Annotated in this window: 12 protein-coding genes and 1 pseudogene; 5 read left to right on the forward strand and 8 right to left on the reverse strand. The window is 40.9% G+C overall.

The window, feature by feature from the left end; translation table 11 throughout:
* Window positions 1-218 precede the first annotated feature (218 nt).
* Both AZH43_RS03570 and AZH43_RS03575 read left to right on the forward strand, forming a co-directional pair.
* Window positions 219-1,169, forward strand: a complete 951-nt coding sequence (locus AZH43_RS03570) for an ankyrin repeat domain-containing protein (protein WP_227509779.1) — start codon at window positions 219-221, stop codon at window positions 1,167-1,169.
* Window positions 1,170-1,374: 205 nt separating this feature from the next.
* Window positions 1,375-1,833, forward strand: a complete 459-nt coding sequence (locus AZH43_RS03575) for a hypothetical protein (RefSeq protein ID WP_067666698.1) — start codon at window positions 1,375-1,377, stop codon at window positions 1,831-1,833.
* A 153-nt stretch (window positions 1,834-1,986) separates the two neighbouring features.
* Here the strand turns inward: AZH43_RS03575 and AZH43_RS03580 are convergent, their stop codons facing one another.
* The 3 genes from AZH43_RS03580 to AZH43_RS03590 all read right to left on the reverse strand — a co-directional run bounded on the left by AZH43_RS03580 (window position 1,987) and on the right by AZH43_RS03590 (window position 7,020).
* A complete protein-coding gene (locus AZH43_RS03580) occupies window positions 1,987-2,931 on the reverse strand; it encodes a YagK/YfjJ domain-containing protein (protein ID WP_050041756.1) in 945 nt (314 codons plus the stop codon).
* Between the two features lie 398 nt (window positions 2,932-3,329).
* Complete coding sequence (locus AZH43_RS03585) at window positions 3,330-5,786, reverse strand: hypothetical protein (RefSeq protein ID WP_171254420.1); 2,457 nt, start codon at window positions 5,784-5,786, stop codon at window positions 3,330-3,332.
* A 343-nt stretch (window positions 5,787-6,129) separates the two neighbouring features.
* Window positions 6,130-7,020, reverse strand: a complete 891-nt coding sequence (locus AZH43_RS03590) for a hypothetical protein (protein ID WP_067666701.1) — start codon at window positions 7,018-7,020, stop codon at window positions 6,130-6,132.
* 214 nt (window positions 7,021-7,234) lie between these two features.
* Between AZH43_RS03590 and AZH43_RS03595 the strand changes: the two genes are divergently transcribed.
* Window positions 7,235-7,456: a hypothetical protein gene (locus AZH43_RS03595; protein WP_000541018.1), complete on the forward strand. Its 222-nt coding sequence runs from the start codon at window positions 7,235-7,237 to the stop codon at window positions 7,454-7,456.
* Here AZH43_RS03595 and AZH43_RS03600 read toward each other — a convergent pair.
* The 4 genes and pseudogenes from AZH43_RS03600 to AZH43_RS03610 form a co-directional block, all read right to left on the reverse strand.
* Entirely contained in the window at window positions 7,449-8,648 is a 1,200-nt protein-coding gene (locus tag AZH43_RS03600) for a tyrosine-type recombinase/integrase (RefSeq protein ID WP_004890115.1), read from the reverse strand. The two genes, AZH43_RS03595 and AZH43_RS03600, sit on opposite strands and share 8 nt — an antisense overlap.
* A 219-nt stretch (window positions 8,649-8,867) precedes the next feature.
* A pseudogene (locus AZH43_RS19135) lies at window positions 8,868-8,939 on the reverse strand (hypothetical protein); the annotation flags it as partial.
* 216 nt (window positions 8,940-9,155) lie between these two features.
* Window positions 9,156-11,213, reverse strand: coding sequence for a putative bifunctional diguanylate cyclase/phosphodiesterase (locus AZH43_RS03605; RefSeq protein WP_067666702.1), 2,058 nt, complete (start codon window positions 11,211-11,213; stop codon window positions 9,156-9,158).
* 346 nt (window positions 11,214-11,559) lie between these two features.
* Window positions 11,560-13,761 carry a carboxy terminal-processing peptidase gene (locus AZH43_RS03610; protein ID WP_067666703.1) on the reverse strand — a complete coding sequence of 734 codons (2,202 nt, stop codon included), beginning with the start codon at window positions 13,759-13,761 and terminating at the stop codon, window positions 11,560-11,562.
* A gap of 199 nt (window positions 13,762-13,960) precedes the next feature.
* Between AZH43_RS03610 and nagZ the strand changes: the two genes are divergently transcribed.
* Complete coding sequence (nagZ, locus tag AZH43_RS03615) at window positions 13,961-14,986, forward strand: beta-N-acetylhexosaminidase (RefSeq protein ID WP_067666704.1); 1,026 nt, start codon at window positions 13,961-13,963, stop codon at window positions 14,984-14,986.
* A gap of 141 nt (window positions 14,987-15,127) precedes the next feature.
* Window positions 15,128-16,000 carry a class I SAM-dependent methyltransferase gene (locus tag AZH43_RS03620; protein WP_067666706.1) on the forward strand — a complete coding sequence of 291 codons (873 nt, stop codon included), beginning with the start codon at window positions 15,128-15,130 and terminating at the stop codon, window positions 15,998-16,000.
* 27 nt (window positions 16,001-16,027) lie between these two features.
* On the opposite strand, the gene AZH43_RS03625 is transcribed toward AZH43_RS03620, so the two are convergent.
* Window positions 16,028-17,359, reverse strand: a complete 1,332-nt coding sequence (locus tag AZH43_RS03625; RefSeq protein WP_067666708.1) for an alpha/beta fold hydrolase — start codon at window positions 17,357-17,359, stop codon at window positions 16,028-16,030.
* Window positions 17,360-17,553 lie beyond the last annotated feature (194 nt).

Genomic DNA, 17,553 nt, shown 5'->3' on the forward strand with positions numbered 1-17,553 from the left:
CTTTTAAAATTTCTATAGTATTTTTATCATTTTCATCAATCACATGACTTTCAACTAACCAAGCTATCGAAGCATATAAATGATTCTTACTTTTGGATAAAACTTCAGATTTATATTTTTCTTTGCCTTCAAAATCATCAAACTCGATCACAGGCATGATATAGAAGTCTTTTATCCTATTTATGATCGAATTAGTCTTCGACGAAGAATTATTCCTTATGGAAGAATGTGATTTCCTAAAAAATATCCCGAAACAAAAATTTCTAATGTTGAAAGACAATATAAGAATTGACCTGACTCGACCAAACAAAGTTATCAAAGTCGATAGCCAAAATACTGTAAAAATGCCTCAATTGTTACATGCAATTCAGGTACGTGATGTTAAAGCAGTTAAAGCTTTACTTGATGCAGGTGCAGATGTTAATCAAATGAGTATCAACAACAATTCTGCTCTTACCATGTGCTTAAATGATAATATTCTTGAATTAACTGCTGAGCAAAGACAGATCTTATCCATGCTCTTGGAGCATACTTTTTTACCAGTAACATTAAACACAGTCACTTCAAAAAAACGTTTAAGTGCCCTTCATCTAGCCATTCAAATTGGTGATCTTGAATTAGTTAACACACTTATCCAAATAGGCTGCAATGTCAATTTACTCGCAGATATTGATCATCATAGCCCCTTACATATCACCTTGAAACTGCTTCATCTCTCGCAGAGGAAGTTTACTTTTGAAGACATGATTAAGCAGACCATATTGCATCCTGAGCAAAGCCAATACAGCCTACACCAGCATTCTGCGGGGAAACTCAAATTAGATGACGTTTTGAAAAATCTAAATTCGCCTATGGGAAGGGAAATTGGTAAAGAACTATTTGAAGTCATGAAGCCTAAAGTATCAACGGAACAACTTAAAAAAATAGTCTTTACCTTACTGAATGCAGGTGCAGATGTTAATCAACCTGCAAAATTACCTATCTCAGGCTACACTCCGTTTATGTTGGCTTTAGAAGGTGATGAATATGAAATTGCCAAATACATGCTAGACCATTGCAAGGCTGACATGAAAAAATCCTATATAGATCCACGTAATGGTCAATTGGTATTTCCTTCAGACATTATGCATCACTTCCAATCAACAAAGTGTAAACAACTGATTCACTAATGAATCTAATTCAAATAACTCTTTAGTCTTGCTGATCCACAGCAAGACTTCTTTATAATAATAACTAACTAAGCATAGATCCAGATCAGCATATATTTTAGCCGTACGTCTTAAAATTAATTTATCAATTCTAGTGCCTTCACCAATTGATTACTAAGATAAAATCATTAAGATTAATCAAAACATCTATCACGACTTTAAAACTATGACTCAAATTCGCATTGCCAGCTTTTGTGAAAAATATGGCTTCTCTTTACATCAAATCAGACATGTCACTCGTTCAGGAAAATTAGCCAAAATTACCAATGGCGTCATTGATGAAGAACAAGCTCTACAAGCCTTAGCAAACACTCAACCAAAAATGAAGGGGGTAATTACACTACAAAATGAAGTCACTGAATTAAAAAAACAATTGCAGAGTACACTTGATCTGAAAAACTATTATGAGGCAGAGCTTAATAAGCTTGGGATATTTCCAGCACAAATAGCTAAAATTTCACTTCCCCCTAAAACGATGAAAGATTCAAGTGATCATCCAACTTTATCTCAGGAGTGGATGAAAGATCAAAAGCACCAAATACCTGAATCTGAAAGAACGTTTAAAGCACGTAAAGTACCGATTCCTCCAGAGGCTTTTACCTCTAGCCTTCCAGATAAAAAATAATAGATTTTGATTCAATCATAATGCCACGGTGATCAGGTCATTGAAGCTGAAATGATTACAGACCAAGGCACTGCAAATTTATCATTTTAATCTCAAACCCGACCCTATAGAGAACACTGCTGATAGTTGTGTTCTCTATTAAAAATTCAATATTTATAAACCTCTTCGGTTTTTCGAATCGATCACACCTTTACCAAAACTACGCATGTTTGACTTATCTTTTCCTCTCGGATGCTGCTGCTCTTTTTCACAATTCACTAGATAAGGGGCAGCATAATTAAGAAAGTTAAAAACTTCATGCTCAACATCACGATGAATCATACCAATGCCTAATGTTCCCATCGCTTTATATGTATCCATATAGTCGGAATGGTTACAGTTAAAAATATAACCACATCCATGTGTAATCTGCTCCCAGCACTTACCTACCCACTCCCCTAACTCATAGCCTTCTTGATGTTTATTGCCATCGTACATAAGCAATAAATGGCAGTGATAGCCTTTGCTTACTCCATGCTCTAATGCCCACGCATAACCATACAAATCACTAAAGCAAGTATCCTGATCTGCGATACGCCGATGTAATGTTTCTAGCGCTTTATTGAACACTTGGATGTTGTATAAGGCTTGATATTCTTTCTTGATAGATAAATCCACTCGAACCACCAGTGTTCTCGCATAATGATGAATGAGTGTGGATGTATAATCAAAAAGGCTATGCTGATTCTTTAATTCACGTTGTTGAAAATCTATCAGTTGTTGTTTTACACAGCCAGATAATGACTGGATGTAAGTCAAAATATGCCAGACGGTCATCTCATCCAAACAGACTATACAATCATAGTCTGCCTGTGGCATTAGACTGAGTGTGTGATCAACGATGTTCACCACCTCAATGAATATCTGCACAGTATTGCAATAGAAAAAATTAGCGTTATAGATTGGCTTAAATGACTGAACTAATTTTTGTAGGTCTATCATAAAGTTTTGATAATATAGATCATAACTACCCAAGCATACCTCTTGAATGAAATGGTCTACTGCTGCCAATACTTCTGCTTCATGGTAAAGCTGATCATATTTAATATTCTGGTACATTTGGATTCTCTCTCGAAACATAAGGTTCATATCTAAGAGAGAGATGTAAAATTTTACTGATCAGGATTCTCTAGCAGGATGTTGTAGTCATCCTGCTCAACTGAATATGTGCTCATAGACGTTGGAACATACTATAGGGTTAGTTCTGAATATTTTAACACTGTGTCATTGATACATGATGTATAGCCCATTTGAGTATGGGCTATACCGAGCTAAGTGAATAACAGCACTCACCTAACTAGATAAGATATTGTTTATGTTTAATATATTATTTACATATTACTCTTGTAGTTAATAATATATATTACCTGTTAAGCAAGTCATTCTGATCTAACCATTGCACCGCAGTCCCATACAGCGAGAACAACAGAAATATGGGAATGTTGCAGAAGCTAAACTTACGCCTTAGGTTTAATTTTAACTTTAGATTTAACTGTCGTTTTAGTCACACTGCCCTTCACTAAAACTTTAGGGACTCGTACAGTAGCTTGTCGCTCATACAGCTCAATAAAACTATAATAATTTACCAATACTTCAAAGACCTGCTTTCGCCTTGACTGATCACCGATTTCAAGTAAAAACGATTGCTGATTCATCTCAGGAACAGATGGCATCAATGGAACAATGTTGAATGACGTTTTGTACCCATCCTGCTGAACAGAATCCATTTGGCTTTTCCACAATTCCCAGAATAAATTATCCATATCTCTTAGTTCCTCATACTTTCTCGCATCAAAAACTAAAATGAGATCAAGATAAGTATGCTGCCCACCATATTCACGCCATGCTCCAAAATATCCTGTCATACTGGATATGGGTTTCCCTCTGCGGTTACGTAAAAACATTTCAGTGATGTTTTTTGAAAAAATCTGCTGATTGACTTCCGCACCATTTGACCCCAGTCCAAAATGAACTCGATAGAGAGTACATTCTCTTTTCAGTAAACTTTTAACGTACGTCTGCAAGCTTTTCAGTCTGAGTTCACACTTCTTATAACAGGCTTCAATATGATCATTTGTAGCAATGTCCTCATCACCCACATCAACAGCTTGGACATAGTCGATATATTTAACGACCCTTTTATTGCTATCTGTTGTTGACTCATCTAAATCTAATGTTACTGAATGCTGCACCTGTTTCCAGATTTTCACATCCAACTTAGACTGTCTGATATTTGAGTGATAATCTAGTCGAAGTTGCTTGACCAGTGCATTGAATCTTTCAGCACCTTGCTTACTGGTTTTATCCACCAGTTGTTGTTGCATCTGCCAAAGATACATATTCTTTAAAAAGAATTGCACATTGATATTCAACTTAGACAAGAAAGGACTCATGCTTAATAGTTGTAAGTCAGATAAGTGACTGCATATCCATAACAACTGATGACCAATACGCGTTATCGAATGCTCGATTTCTTCAGCAGACAACTCAACATTTCCTAGTCGTATTGGCAGATTAAATGCACCGACTGTAGTATCCATCACAGTCGCCATAAATATTTCTATATTCTGAATTAGCCCCATAAAATTTGGAAAATCAACCAGCTGAATTGCCAACTCACGATTAAAAATTTGCGAAATCTTAAGTCTATTTTTTGCGATGGCTGGTAGGTGACGAACACTCCATATTTTATCATCTTCAAAGCGAGCCATGTCCTGAAATGATTTTCGACCCATCATCGTTAGATCGACAGGAAAATTACGTTCATCTAAAAGTTCAGAGGAATACCAAACTTGATTGATATTGTAATTTTGATTGTTGAGGAAATATTGGAATTGAATGACTTCATCTACATGCTGAAAAAAATTCAAAATCCAGTATTTAAAATCCCTTATTTTTCGCTTATCTGTTGATTTTATTACCCCATCAATTTCATCTTTTTTCAAATCCTGAGCGAGCTGTTCCCCCCAGTGGTGAATAGAAAAAGGGCGAGCAATCAGAAGCTTTTTTAACTCAGATTCAAATCTTTTAATAACTCTCTCAGCAACCTTTGCTTTATTGTTATTTAGAACTAATACAATGTGCAGGTTCAATCCAGACACCAAATCATGCTCAATCTTAGTCATCGTAAACAATAGTCCAGCAGCACCCTGAATAATTTGTTGTATCTGAGGAAGAAGCATCACCCGACTTTTTATAAACTCTGCATAATCCTCAATTCGAGCTGGCACAAAAGGAAGCTGAATATTTAAAGACAGGCAATAAAGTGAACCGTATCTGCCCAGCAGAGTATCAAATAGTTGCTCCGTTGTGACTTGAGGGGTTAGGGGTGGAATAACATAATTCTGAGGATAGGTGGCTGTACTTAAATATTGTTTCAACCACAGCAAAACATCTAAATACGTATGTCTCTGAATATGCTGTTGAAGATGCGTACCACTCACTTCTGTTGACAGCCCTGAAGTAATATTCACATTTAAAGGTGAATATAGGTACTGCTGTTGGTCGTTTAAATAAGATTGCGATTGACTCAGAGCTTTCAGCATTTGCTGGACTAAAAAAAGTCCATCACCCATTTTGAGATATGGCAGCATCAGCATATTCAGATCACAACTTAAAGCTTCGATCTCTTGTCTGATACACACCCAAGAAGTTGCCTTATTGTTGCTTAAATTATATCTAAACTGATCGAGTGAAGATGATGAATTTTGCTCAACCACAGACCATAAATACTGCAACTTTTCCAATTCTTCAATCAAATTTTTTGCGTGGTCTACACTACTTCCACTCTTTTCATAGGAAGCAATCATTTTTAATTTTTTTAATCTTAAAATACGGAATATATCTTCATCACTAATTTTTAATTTATTCTCATTTAAAGTGTCTAAAGTGCTTATATATCGATGTTCTTTCATAATTTTTAAATGTATTATTACACGTGATAATTAAATTATATCACTTTATAAAGATATAAAAATACTATTAAAAAATATTATTTGTATTCTACAGATTTAATAATCTTCTTTATTTTTATAAAAAATACGACTTTTAGATTTATTAATTTTCATTCATTATCGACAAAAAAAGCAGAAGCTTGTGCTCCTGCCTTGAAAATTCCACCCTTGATCCATCAGTATTTTTATATTTCCTAGATTAGCTTTCACAAATAAATTACTTGTGCAAGCAACAAACTATGAAGTACAGATACAGTATCGAAATTATTTCTCTCAATCAAAATTCACTTCTAATAAACAAACATCAGGAAATATCCCTGTGCAAAATTTCCCTTAATAATTCCGGCTGGGTTCTTAGTTCATGAATAATAGTTTCAGCAATGTACCCCCCACTATATGGCATTTTATAATCGAATTTTTCCATCTCTTTGGAGGGGTATTTAGCCTTAAGTATCTGATTCAGGATTTTAAGTTCACCTTGTAATTCTTTTATTTTTTTAGTTATTGCTGCTGGCTTTCTTCTCACACCACTAGAATCACCAGAGGCTTGCTTAGCTGACTGCTGCTCCAGCTCCCCAAGCAGGTTTTGCTTAAGCACAAGTTCAGACTGAAGCCATTCAATATCGTAAACCTCAAAAGCTTTGACCAGATCATCAAGCACAAAATGAACAGCTTGATTCAAATTAACCCATTTGCCACGACGCGCCACCTGCTCTCTTAAAGTGCGATATAAAATTTCCCGTCTTGGATATAAATGCTTGTCGTAACGAGCTTTAACAGCAAGGATTGCCTTTGCACTTTTGGCAAGTGTACGGTTCTGAATAAACTCCACCCCACCAAGAATTTGCACATAAGCAATTAAAATATCTGAATATTGCCTTTGGAAAATTTTGGCAGGCAAGTTATTCATCTCAAGTCTTAATGTATTTATCTGCATTAAAAGCTGTGCAATCTGGAATGGCTTGAAAGGGATTGAAACCACATCCCCCATCATTTCTAAATGAAAAGCTGACTGCTCACTCAATTGAAAATCATTCTGCTGCATTCTTTTTATGATTTTTTCTTTTTGATCAATATATGATTGATTCTCCGTTTCTATTAATTCATTATTCAATTCACACTGATAGTAGTAACAAAAGTTTAACCATATATCCTGCTCAAGCTGCTCTAACCTTGATAATTTTTTATCAATCATAATTCATTAAAATACAGATAATTACATAGCATAATACTACTATATTTCTAGATATGCGTACTGCTCTATTTTAAACATTTTCTAAATTTTATAGTTACCCCATCAATGAACTGATCTAATAGTTTTAACATTATAGGTTGATTTCCAGCCAATATTTAAGGTTAAAAAATTAGTTCTTTTATCTAATTGCGATAATCACAAAAGGATCAAAGATATGGGCTACTTAACATCTAAAGAAATTCGCCACAAACTCAAAAATTGCTCTGCATCGACTTTATGGCGTTACCAACAACCTAATCAAAAAATGTTCGAGCAACCAATGCCTCAACCTATTAAGAAATGCGCTGGCTCTACTAGCCTTTGGGATGAAGAAACGTTTAACGAATGGCTAATCAAATATTTCAATAACAACCAAATGAGTAATCTGTCTAGCTAGACAGATTACTTAATTTTTTCCACCATTTTTTATAAGCCTTCGACATCTCTTTTTGATAATCATAATAGTCATATGTCCCCTGTTCCCCAGGCATCACATGACCAACCATCAGTTCCGCAACATCCCTACTTGTAAACGCACTGAAATTTGTCCTTGCTGTACGCCGTAAATCATGCATAGACCAATGATCCATTTCAATTTTATAATTCTTCCTTGCAAATTGCATGAAGTTATAAGGGGTATCTGTTGGCCCACTACGCCCCATTGGCTCTTTGCCATTTTCATGTGGGAAAATGTATTCAGAATTACTCAAATCCATTGCAGACTGAAGCCACGGTTTGATCTCATCAATAATAGGTCGAACAATGTCCCCTTTACTTTCTCCTGTCTTATGATTTTCATACGGTACTGTCCATGTATTTTTACTAAAATCGAAATCTGATTTCCGTGCAAGCCTCAACTCACTATATCGATTACCATAAAACAAACATAACTTGAGAAATAAAACATTCCTTAATGATGTTCTAGACTCATCACAAATTTTAAAAATTAAAGACAACTCATCATCTTGTAATACTCGAACAGTTTTATTTTTCTTAATATTTAAGTCACGCTTTCCAGTGATATGTCTTATGGGATTTTGCTCAATTAATTTTCGATTAATCCCCCAATCCAAACACTGCTTTGTATTCGTAAGAATGCGATCAGTTATCGATGGCGACTGTTTAAATTGCTCTTCTAGTAAATCTAACCACATATGTAATGTGATTTGCTCAGCAGGTATGCTACCTAACTTTGGGAAAACATAAAGTTCAAATGATCTTAAATATTGATCTGCATTCTTTTTATTAGGAATACTATATTTCGCATGCCACTCACGAAATAACGCTTCAAAAGTTATAGCCTCTGTGATCTTGTGAAGCTCTACTTTTTTATGAATACGCGGGTCATGTCCCTTTTCTAAAATTGCTTTCATTTTCTGCAATTCAATACGAGCTTCTTTAAGACTCATATTTGGATAGGTTCCCAAGTCTAAACGAGCTTGCTTATCGTTATATCGAAAACGCATCTGAAAAGTGAGTTTTCCTTTTTGAGAAACACGAACGCTCAATCCATCTTGATCAGACTCTGTATGTATAGCTGAACGTTCACGATCTAGATTCTTCTTAAGCCACGTATCTGTTAAAGGCATTTTACTCCACCTGTGTACATATTTTTTTCAAATAGAAAATTCTAGAAAATGTGTACACACATATGTACACAAACATACTGACTAGACTTGAAATCTATTGAATGGGGTTGAAAGATATACCAGATAAAGAATATCAATATTTTTATATTTTTACAGCACTTACAATGCTTTTATTATCATATTTGAAATAGGTTGAATGGGCTTGAATAGATATCAAATATTTGGGTGGGAAATGATAGCGAAGGTACGGCGCTGAGCGACCTGCGCCGCTAGTTCTTGTTTAAAGCTCATGGAAAGACACCTGCTGCAGACGCGCAGCGCAAAAGATCAAATCTGATCAATATCAAAAATTGGCGATATTGTAGCAGATTTTTCTGCAGATTTTTCTATTGCAAATGGCTTCTGCAAAATGGATGCCGCGCAGCAATTCAAGTCAAAGTGAGAACCGCGGCAAAAGTTGAGGATTGCCCCCGCGCTGCGGCATATTCGGGCTCATCCATTGAAAAATTAAAGATATTCAGATGCCTCTAAGCGCGCCACCCCGACTGGCAGTCCAAGCAGATAGCCCTGCAGCTGCTGGCAGCCCAGACGGGTCAGTATTTCAGCCTGCAGCGGGGTCTCAATGCCTTCTGCAGTCACCACCAGCCCCAGCTTAATGGCCAGCTGGATGATGCTTTCCAAGATCATTTCTTCTTTTGAGTTAGGGGTTAAATCATAAATAAATTCTTTATCTATTTTCAGCTCATCCACTGGCAAATTTTTCAAATACAGGAAGCTGGAATGACCGGTGCCGAAATCATCAATCGCCAGCTTGATGCCCATCTGGCGCAGGCATTCCAAAGTGCGGATACTGTTTTCAATATGGTGCATTGCTGTCGATTCAGTAATCTCAATCATCAAATAGCTGGGATCGACCTGATACTTTTTCATCAGTTCATCCAACGTGGAAAACAGAGGCTTATGCTCGAACTGAATGGCTGATAAATTGACTGAAATCGGCAAAAATTGCGGATGGGTATGCTCCCACGCTTTAATTTGCTTGCAGGCCTCTTCCAGCGCCCAATAGCCCATACGGATAATAAGTCCGGTTTTTTCCGCTCCGCGGATAAACATATTCGGCGTCAGCATGCCAAGGCTCGGATGCTTCCAGCGGATCAACGCCTCTACCCCGCAAATACCGCGCTCACAGGCTTTAAATTTCGGCTGATAAAATAATACAAACTGCTGGTCTTCGACCGCTTTATACAGGTCATTAATCAGCTTCGTCTGGCTCTTGGCTTCAGTTTGGTCTGTACTGTAGCAAAAGAGCGAATAAGTATTGCGCCCCTGATCTTTTGACGTCAGCATGGCGGCATCAGCATTAATCAGCAAATCCTGCAAATTGCTGCCATGCTCAGGATACATGGCAATGCCTATACTGCCCGATACGTTGATTTCTTTGCCGGCAATTAAAAAGCTGTCCTGTATCAATTCCAAAATTTTCTCTGCGGCGGCGGATGCCTGCTCTGACGTTGCGCTCTCCAGCACCATCAGAAATTCATCTCCGCCAATGCGCAGCAGCTTAGAACGGTCATCCAGCAGGCGGTGCAAACGGTTGGCAAGCTGAATCAGCAGCTGGTCGCCGACATGATGGCCAAAAACATCATTCACCGCTTTAAAACGGTCTAAATCGATATAAAGAAAAGCGATTTGGTCTTTTTGATAGCGCTGATCCGTAAATAAAAAATGCGCATACTCGGCCAGAAACAGCCTGTTCGGCAATTTAGTTAAATTATCCTGCACAGCCAAATTGGCCAGTTCCCGATTGGCCTTGGTCAGCTGCCTGCTGCGCTCTTCTAGACGCCGCTCCAGCATAGCCACAAAAAATGCCACAATCAGAACCAGACAGGTCATAAAGATGACGGTCAGCAGCTGCAGATCAAATCCTTTTGCCCGCTGTATACTTACAGCAGCATCAATTGGCACAAAACTCATCGCCGCCATGCCTGTGTAATGCATAACGACTATGGTCATGGTTAAGGTAAATGCGATTGCAAATTTCAGCGCGACTCTAAAGTGCCTTGCATGCTTATTGCGAAATGCCAGCAAAAAGGTGATCCATGACCCGCCGACCGCAATCAAGACAGAACAAATGGCTAAAATGGGGTCATAACGGATGATGTAGCCTTGAATATCCAAAGCCATCATGCCGGTATAGTGCATGCCAGAGATCCCCAGACCCATCAGCACAGCGCCTAAAGTCAGCCGGAACAGCGGCAGAGTAAAACGGGTGGTCAGCCAAATAGCAAAAATGGAAGCCACGAAAGCAATGATATATGAGGCAAAAGTTAGGCCCATATGGAATGACTGCGCGCCGGGCATATGACTGGCCAAGATTGCAATAAAATGCATGCACCAGATGGCTGCGCCCAGCAGCGCTCCGCTAAAAACTAAAATCAGCCATTCATGTTTTGGCCTAGATCCGCGGAATAGTGACTGTTCCAAAGAAACAGCAAAATAACATGCCAGCAAAGCAACGATGGCTGAGCCCAATACCAGACTGTAATCATATTGTATATGCGTCATAAAAAAGATTCCGCACAAGCCTTTGCTATTATTCTGTTCAAATTTAAATGACCGGTATTTTTAGGGTGAATTGCCTTAAAATAAAAAAGAAAATTATCGGCAATAAAAAAATAATAAACCTAGAATCTTATACTCTCCTGCTTAGGTCAAGCATTTCTTCCATGTTTTAAAGCGACTTGTTTATTTAATAAAAAAACTTGCAAATCAATCACTAAAATTTTAAAAAATAGAGAACCACTTACGATTCATCTTCCGCAGCAAACCGGCTCGAATTGATCAAATAGCGCGCATAAAAAAACCAGCAGGCCGAAGCATGCTGGTTTTTTTAACTTTCAAAGCGATGAGATCAGCGGCCAGCTTTGGCTGGACCTTGAAGTTTTGCATAATCCAGCAGCACACTTGCGGCTTCTGAAATAAAGGCTTCATCTTCTGGCAATGACGGACGCTGATTGGCTTTCATTTTGGCGCGGGTTTCTACCAGCGCATCCATCGACGCCTGATAACTTTCCCAGTTGCCAAAAGGCTTTAAGCCTGTTGCCTTACGGCGCTCATTTTCAGCAGCCAGTGTTTTTTGCTCCATATCCAGCAATTCAGCTTTGCGCTTTTGCAAATCCAGCACAACCTGTTTTTGATCATCCGCTTTTTTCGCCAAAGCAGTGCGCTGCTCCAGATACTTAAACTGAGGATCCAAGCTGACCCGCTGCTGCGAGGATTTCACCAAATCCGGCACATAATTTTGAATAGAACCTTCACGCTTGAATGGCGCAGTCGGAATAGTATCCCACTTCAGCGCATTCTTGGCTTTACGCTCACCGAATTCTTCATTGTAGATATCGACCAGCTTAATGTCCGGCACCACCCCTTTGTTTTGCGTACTGCCGCCTGTTACGCGGTAGAATTTACGCTGCGTTAATGTCGCCTGCCCATAGGCTAAAGAATCCAGCTGCACTTGCGCTGTGCCTTTCCCTGTGGTGGTGCTGCCGATCACAATGCCGCGCTCATAATCCTGAATGGCTGCAGAATAAATTTCACTGGCTGATGCCGATGCCAGATTAATCAGCACGGCCATTGGGCCTGCATAGGTTTGCGCGCCGCCGTCATCATCTTCAAATACGCTGACATTGCCATTGCCGTCACGGATCTGCACCACTGGGCCTGACTTGATCACTTGCCCCAGCATGCGCGCTACTTCTTCCAAAGAGCCGCCCGGGTTGTTGCGCAGGTCGATAATAATGCCTTCGACATTTTGCGCATCCAGCGATTTCAGCGCTTTATTGGTATCTTCTGAAACAGAGCGGTAATCCGCTCCGGCACGGCGCGCGCGGTAATTCAGATAGAAAGATGGAATCTCAATCACACCGAATTTATGCTTTTTGCCATCGCGTTCAATTTCGACTGTGCGTGAGCGCACGCCCGCATCTTCTTCCTGAATCACATCCCGCACAATAGTTACATTGCGCGCCTGACTCATTGATGCGCCTGCGCCCAGTAAGCGCAGCGTGACTTTAGTGCCGCGCTTGCCGCGGATCAAGCCGACAATTTCATTGCTTGGCCAGCCAATCACATCCACCATTTTATCGCCGTCTTGCGCGACGCCGATAATGCGGTCGCCCGCTTTAACTTGGCCTGATTTGCTGGCTGGGCCGCCTTCGACGATGGTTTCAATTTTAGTATAGTCTTCATTGCCGCGGTCAGGACGAATGGATACCCCCACCCCTTCCAGCTGCAGTGTGGTTTGACGGTTCAGTTCCATCGCATCCACGGGCGGGAAGTAGTTGCTGTGCGGATCATAAGTCAGCATCATGGCATTCAGCGTTTTATCCAGCACATCATCACTCTTCAAGCGGCTGACCCGCTCCAGCTGACGGGTAAAGCGCTTGGTCAGGGTCTGAACAGGCGTTAAATCTTCCGGACCAGTCAAATCCTGCCCATTGGCTAATTCAGGATTGTCTTTCAGCGCTTTTTGTTTCGCTAATTCTTCTTCTTTGCTGATTGTTAAATTAATCAGCTGAGACACCAGCATTTTATTCCAATGCGCACGCTGCTCTGCTTCAGATTTAAAGAATGGGGCTTTTTCACGGTCCGTTTCAATAAATGTATTCGACTGATTCAGATTCTGCGGTTTTTTCAATTCTGCCAGCATATGGCTGTAAAACTGCTTTAAGCGATCACGATACTGCGCATGAATTTCATACGGGCCAGACAAATTTCCAGCTTTTAAATTTGCGCCGAAATTTGCACCGAAACGCTTTTTGTAATCCGCCACTTCAGAGGCTAAAAACAGCGTATGTTCAGGATCCAGACTGTCAATATAAAAGTCTAAAATGCGGTTGGAGGTGTTGGCATCCAAACGCTGATTCAGATAATGCTGACGATCCACCAAGGTTGCCAATTGACGGGAAACCAAAGCTTGCTCTTGTGAAGGCTGAATCGTATTTGAAGCAGCGGTTGCCGCAGTTTCCGCAGCAATTGCCTCATTGACAACATGAGTGAAAAATAAACCGCCTGTTGCTAAGGCAACGGCGCAAGCGATACTTTGAAGTTTCATAAATATGTCGTACTTCCTTGGTCTTCTAACCAAAATTGCCGTGTCATTTTTTGACTTGAACTGAATATTTTCAAAATCTTAAATGACTTAATCTGTTTATGTCGTGTAGTTTTATCATAATCTGTGCTGACAAAGTGTAGCAAAACATTGCAGAATTCAGGTATTGTTTTCCCTGAAAATTCCAATACGGACCCCCAATATGATTGGCGCATTAATGCTCGACATTGCTGGCACAGAACTTACTCAAGAAGATATTGAACTATTGCAGGCTCCGCAAGTCGGCGGCATGATTTTATTTGGCCGAAATATCGAGTCGCCAGAGCAGGTCCGCGCTTTAACCGATCATATGCGCCAAGTCCGTCCCGACATTTTAATTGCCGTCGATCAGGAAGGCGGACGCGTACAGCGCTTAAAAAATGGTTTTACCCTGCTGCCTGCTATGGGCAAGTTTGGCGAACTTTACTTAAGCCAACCTGAAAAAGCGGTTGAACTGGCCGAACAATGCGGCTGGCTGATGGCGGCGGAAGTTCTGGCTGTCGGCATTGATTTCAGTTTTGCGCCTGTTCTGGACTTGAATGATATCAGCGACGTCATCGGTGACCGCAGTTTTGCTCAAAACATGCAGGATATTGTTCCGCTGGCCAGCGCATTCCTCAAAGGCATGAAACGCGCAGGCATGGCGTCAACAGGCAAGCATTTCCCGGGCCATGGCTCAGTCAAGGCAGATTCGCATGTCGCCGCTGCCGTGGACTCGCGCAGCTATGATGAAATTTACCAAAAAGACATGCAGAGCTTTATTCAGCTGATGCCGCAGCTCGATGCGCTCATGCCGGCTCATGTAATTTACGATCAGATCGACCCAAACCCAGCGGGCTTTTCTCCTTACTGGATTCAAAAAGTTTTACGTCAGGAATTAAAATTTGACGGCGTTTTATTTTCAGATGACCTCAGCATGCAGGCAGCCTGTGTCGCTGGCGGCGCGGATGCCCGCATTCAAGCCGCTTTAAATGCGGGCTGCGATATGGGCTTGGTCTGCAACAACCGTGAATCCGCCTGTACTGCATTGGATGGCATTGCTGACCTGCCGATGCCGAATCAGCAGCGCCTTGAACGCATGCGCGGCCAAATTCCTGCCTTAAGCGTTGGACAGCAGCTGGATTTAGGCCCAAATTGGGCGCGTACACGCGACACGGTTCTGGCATTTAAAAACCAATTCAGCGCTTAAGCGGATTAGGTTTAAAAATTAATAAAAGGAACACGACATCGTGTTCCTTTTTGATTATCATGATAAAAAAGCAGGTTCACTGCGGCACAACCCATATTAAAAAAATCAAAGTTTAAAAATAATCTTTAAGGCTCAGTTGTTATGGCTCAAAATTTATCTGAACACCGGCATATTTCATTTACAGCGCATTACACCGGCTACATTTGGTACAGCATGGGCATCTCCCACCCCGTTTTCGCCACCAGTAAAGGCAAGTTTTTAGCCAAAATCCTGCACCCGCTAGAAAGCTGGGCGGAAAAAAATGTCGGCGGCAGCATGCGCACTACGCTGAAACAGCGTCACAGCATGATAGACCAAGAGCTGAAAGCGCTCATTCAGCAATACCCGGATTTACAGATTTTAGAAATTGCCTGCGGCCTTTCGCCGCGCAGCTGGAACTTCAGGCAGCAGTTTCCGAACATCAATTACCGCGAACTCGATTTGCCCGATATGGCAAAAATGAAAACCCGTGCGCTGCAGCAGCTGGATGATCAAGCGCCTGAGGTCCTGACCGCAGACATCTTCACTCAAGATTTTGAAAAAATCTTTCAGCAATTTGACTCAAACCGCCCGCTTGCCATCATCAGTGAAGGCTTGATCAATTATTTTGATAAAACCATGCTGAATAAGCTGCTGCAAGGCATCACCGAATATGGACAGGACTTTATTGAGCTGCATTACATCACGGATATTTATCCAGAGCCTGTCAAAAATAAACTGGCCAATTTTATTTGGACCAGCAGCAAACTTTTGAAAGTCATGTCACGCAGTTCATTTACTTTTCATTTTATCAATCCGCAGGAAGCCCAGACTTTTTTCAGCAATGCCGGCTTCACTCAAGTCAGCGTGCTTCAGCCGGCTGCTTACTTCCAGACACCGGCCAGCAGCAATGTGATTTCTTTTCAGAATCCAGATGAACATGGCGGCGATTTAGTCTGGGTCATTCATGCGGCAATAAAAAAACAGCGCTCTTAGCGCTGTTTTTTTATTGCCGCATGAATTTTATACCGCTTCTAAGAGCGGAATTTTCGCTTTCTGCCACTTTACAAAATTCAGCAAGCGTTCAGCCACTTCAAAGCTGCCATGCTTAAATAAAGCGCGTAATTGTGAATCTGAGCTTTCAAAAATTAGGCATTCAATGGCAAATTCGCCTTCTTCATCCTGCAAATGCAAAGCCAAATCACGCGGATATTGTACAGCTTGTTGTGCAAGGACTGAATTTCCGACATTCAACAGCACACCAAAATAATTTAGATCAACCACTTCAGCACTCATGCGCAAGTCTGAATGGCGGTGACTTAAATGCGTTAGCGGCTGCTCGATCTGAATACGCTCTTCACCGCGGCGGTCTATTTTTGCCATCTGTTCACGGCTCATCGGTAAAATGCCATCCAGATTTTGAATGGACTCGCCGCGTAAATAAGTGGCAAATAAATTCATCGTTTCTTTACGGTGCTGCAGCTGCGGCACATGATCCGCATTGGCAATCATAGCGAACTGCATATTCGGGCACTGCAGTGCAAAATTGGCATTTTCATGCGGTAAAGTAAAACTGTCATATTGCCCGCAAGCGACCAGCACATCACTCTCTGGAATCGGCACATCGGTTAAGCGCAGCAGGCGGTTGCAGTTGATGTCATAGCGCTCCTGCTCAGTAGCCGTAAACTCGGCCATTTGCCGGAAGAATAAACGCTTGGCGGTTGGCGACATGCGGGTGACATCCATTTTGGCATGATTGACCAAATACAGAATTACCGCCTGGCCAAATTCATCCATGCGCTGCTCTTTCATCAGATGCAGTGACTCTTCCAGCAGCATGCGCCAGCTTTTTCGGGTTTTCTGCATCACTCCCATCAAAATCATGCGCTCAATCAGTTCCGGGCGCTGATCCGCCAAGCAGGAAGCCACAACAGAACCCAAAGACATGCCTAAAACGGCGACTTTTGGCATGCCGACCATATCCAGCCAAGTTCCCAGCATACCAGCCAGATCTTCCAGCTCTAACGTACCTGCAGAAACATGGCTGTCAACATTGGTAATTTGCTGATTGGCGCCCATAGACGGCAAGTCAATAAGAATAATCGGGCCTGCGGCAAACAGCTGCTCAACGCAATATTTATATGAATTGAAGTTTTGAAATGCGCCGCCAATGATCACCATTGGGGTCATATGCAAGGTTTCTGGCCGCGCAATGGCCATGTATTCAATTTTCCAGCCATTGATCCACGTCGTTCGAGCAGGCTGTTTAAAGCTGTCTCTCTCATATAGGTCAAAAAAACTGTGATGCGCGCTTGCGCCGTGTACTTCCGGATCCATTTGGATAATGGAATTCATATTCCTTCCTCCATCCTTGCCTTATTTTTATTGTGCAAGAAAAATAATGAGAGCTGCCTGCAGCAAGCATCCTGCTCTTTTGTCTTTATTTGTATGACTTCAATGTCAGTATCGTTTCATTCTATACAGGAGATGATTTTACAAGCAACTGCTATTGCCACCACTCATCCGCTTTCTCTATGAAAACGATTTCA

Source organism: Acinetobacter pragensis (assembly GCF_001605895.1).
Classification (GTDB): Bacteria; Pseudomonadota; Gammaproteobacteria; order Pseudomonadales; family Moraxellaceae; genus Acinetobacter; species Acinetobacter pragensis.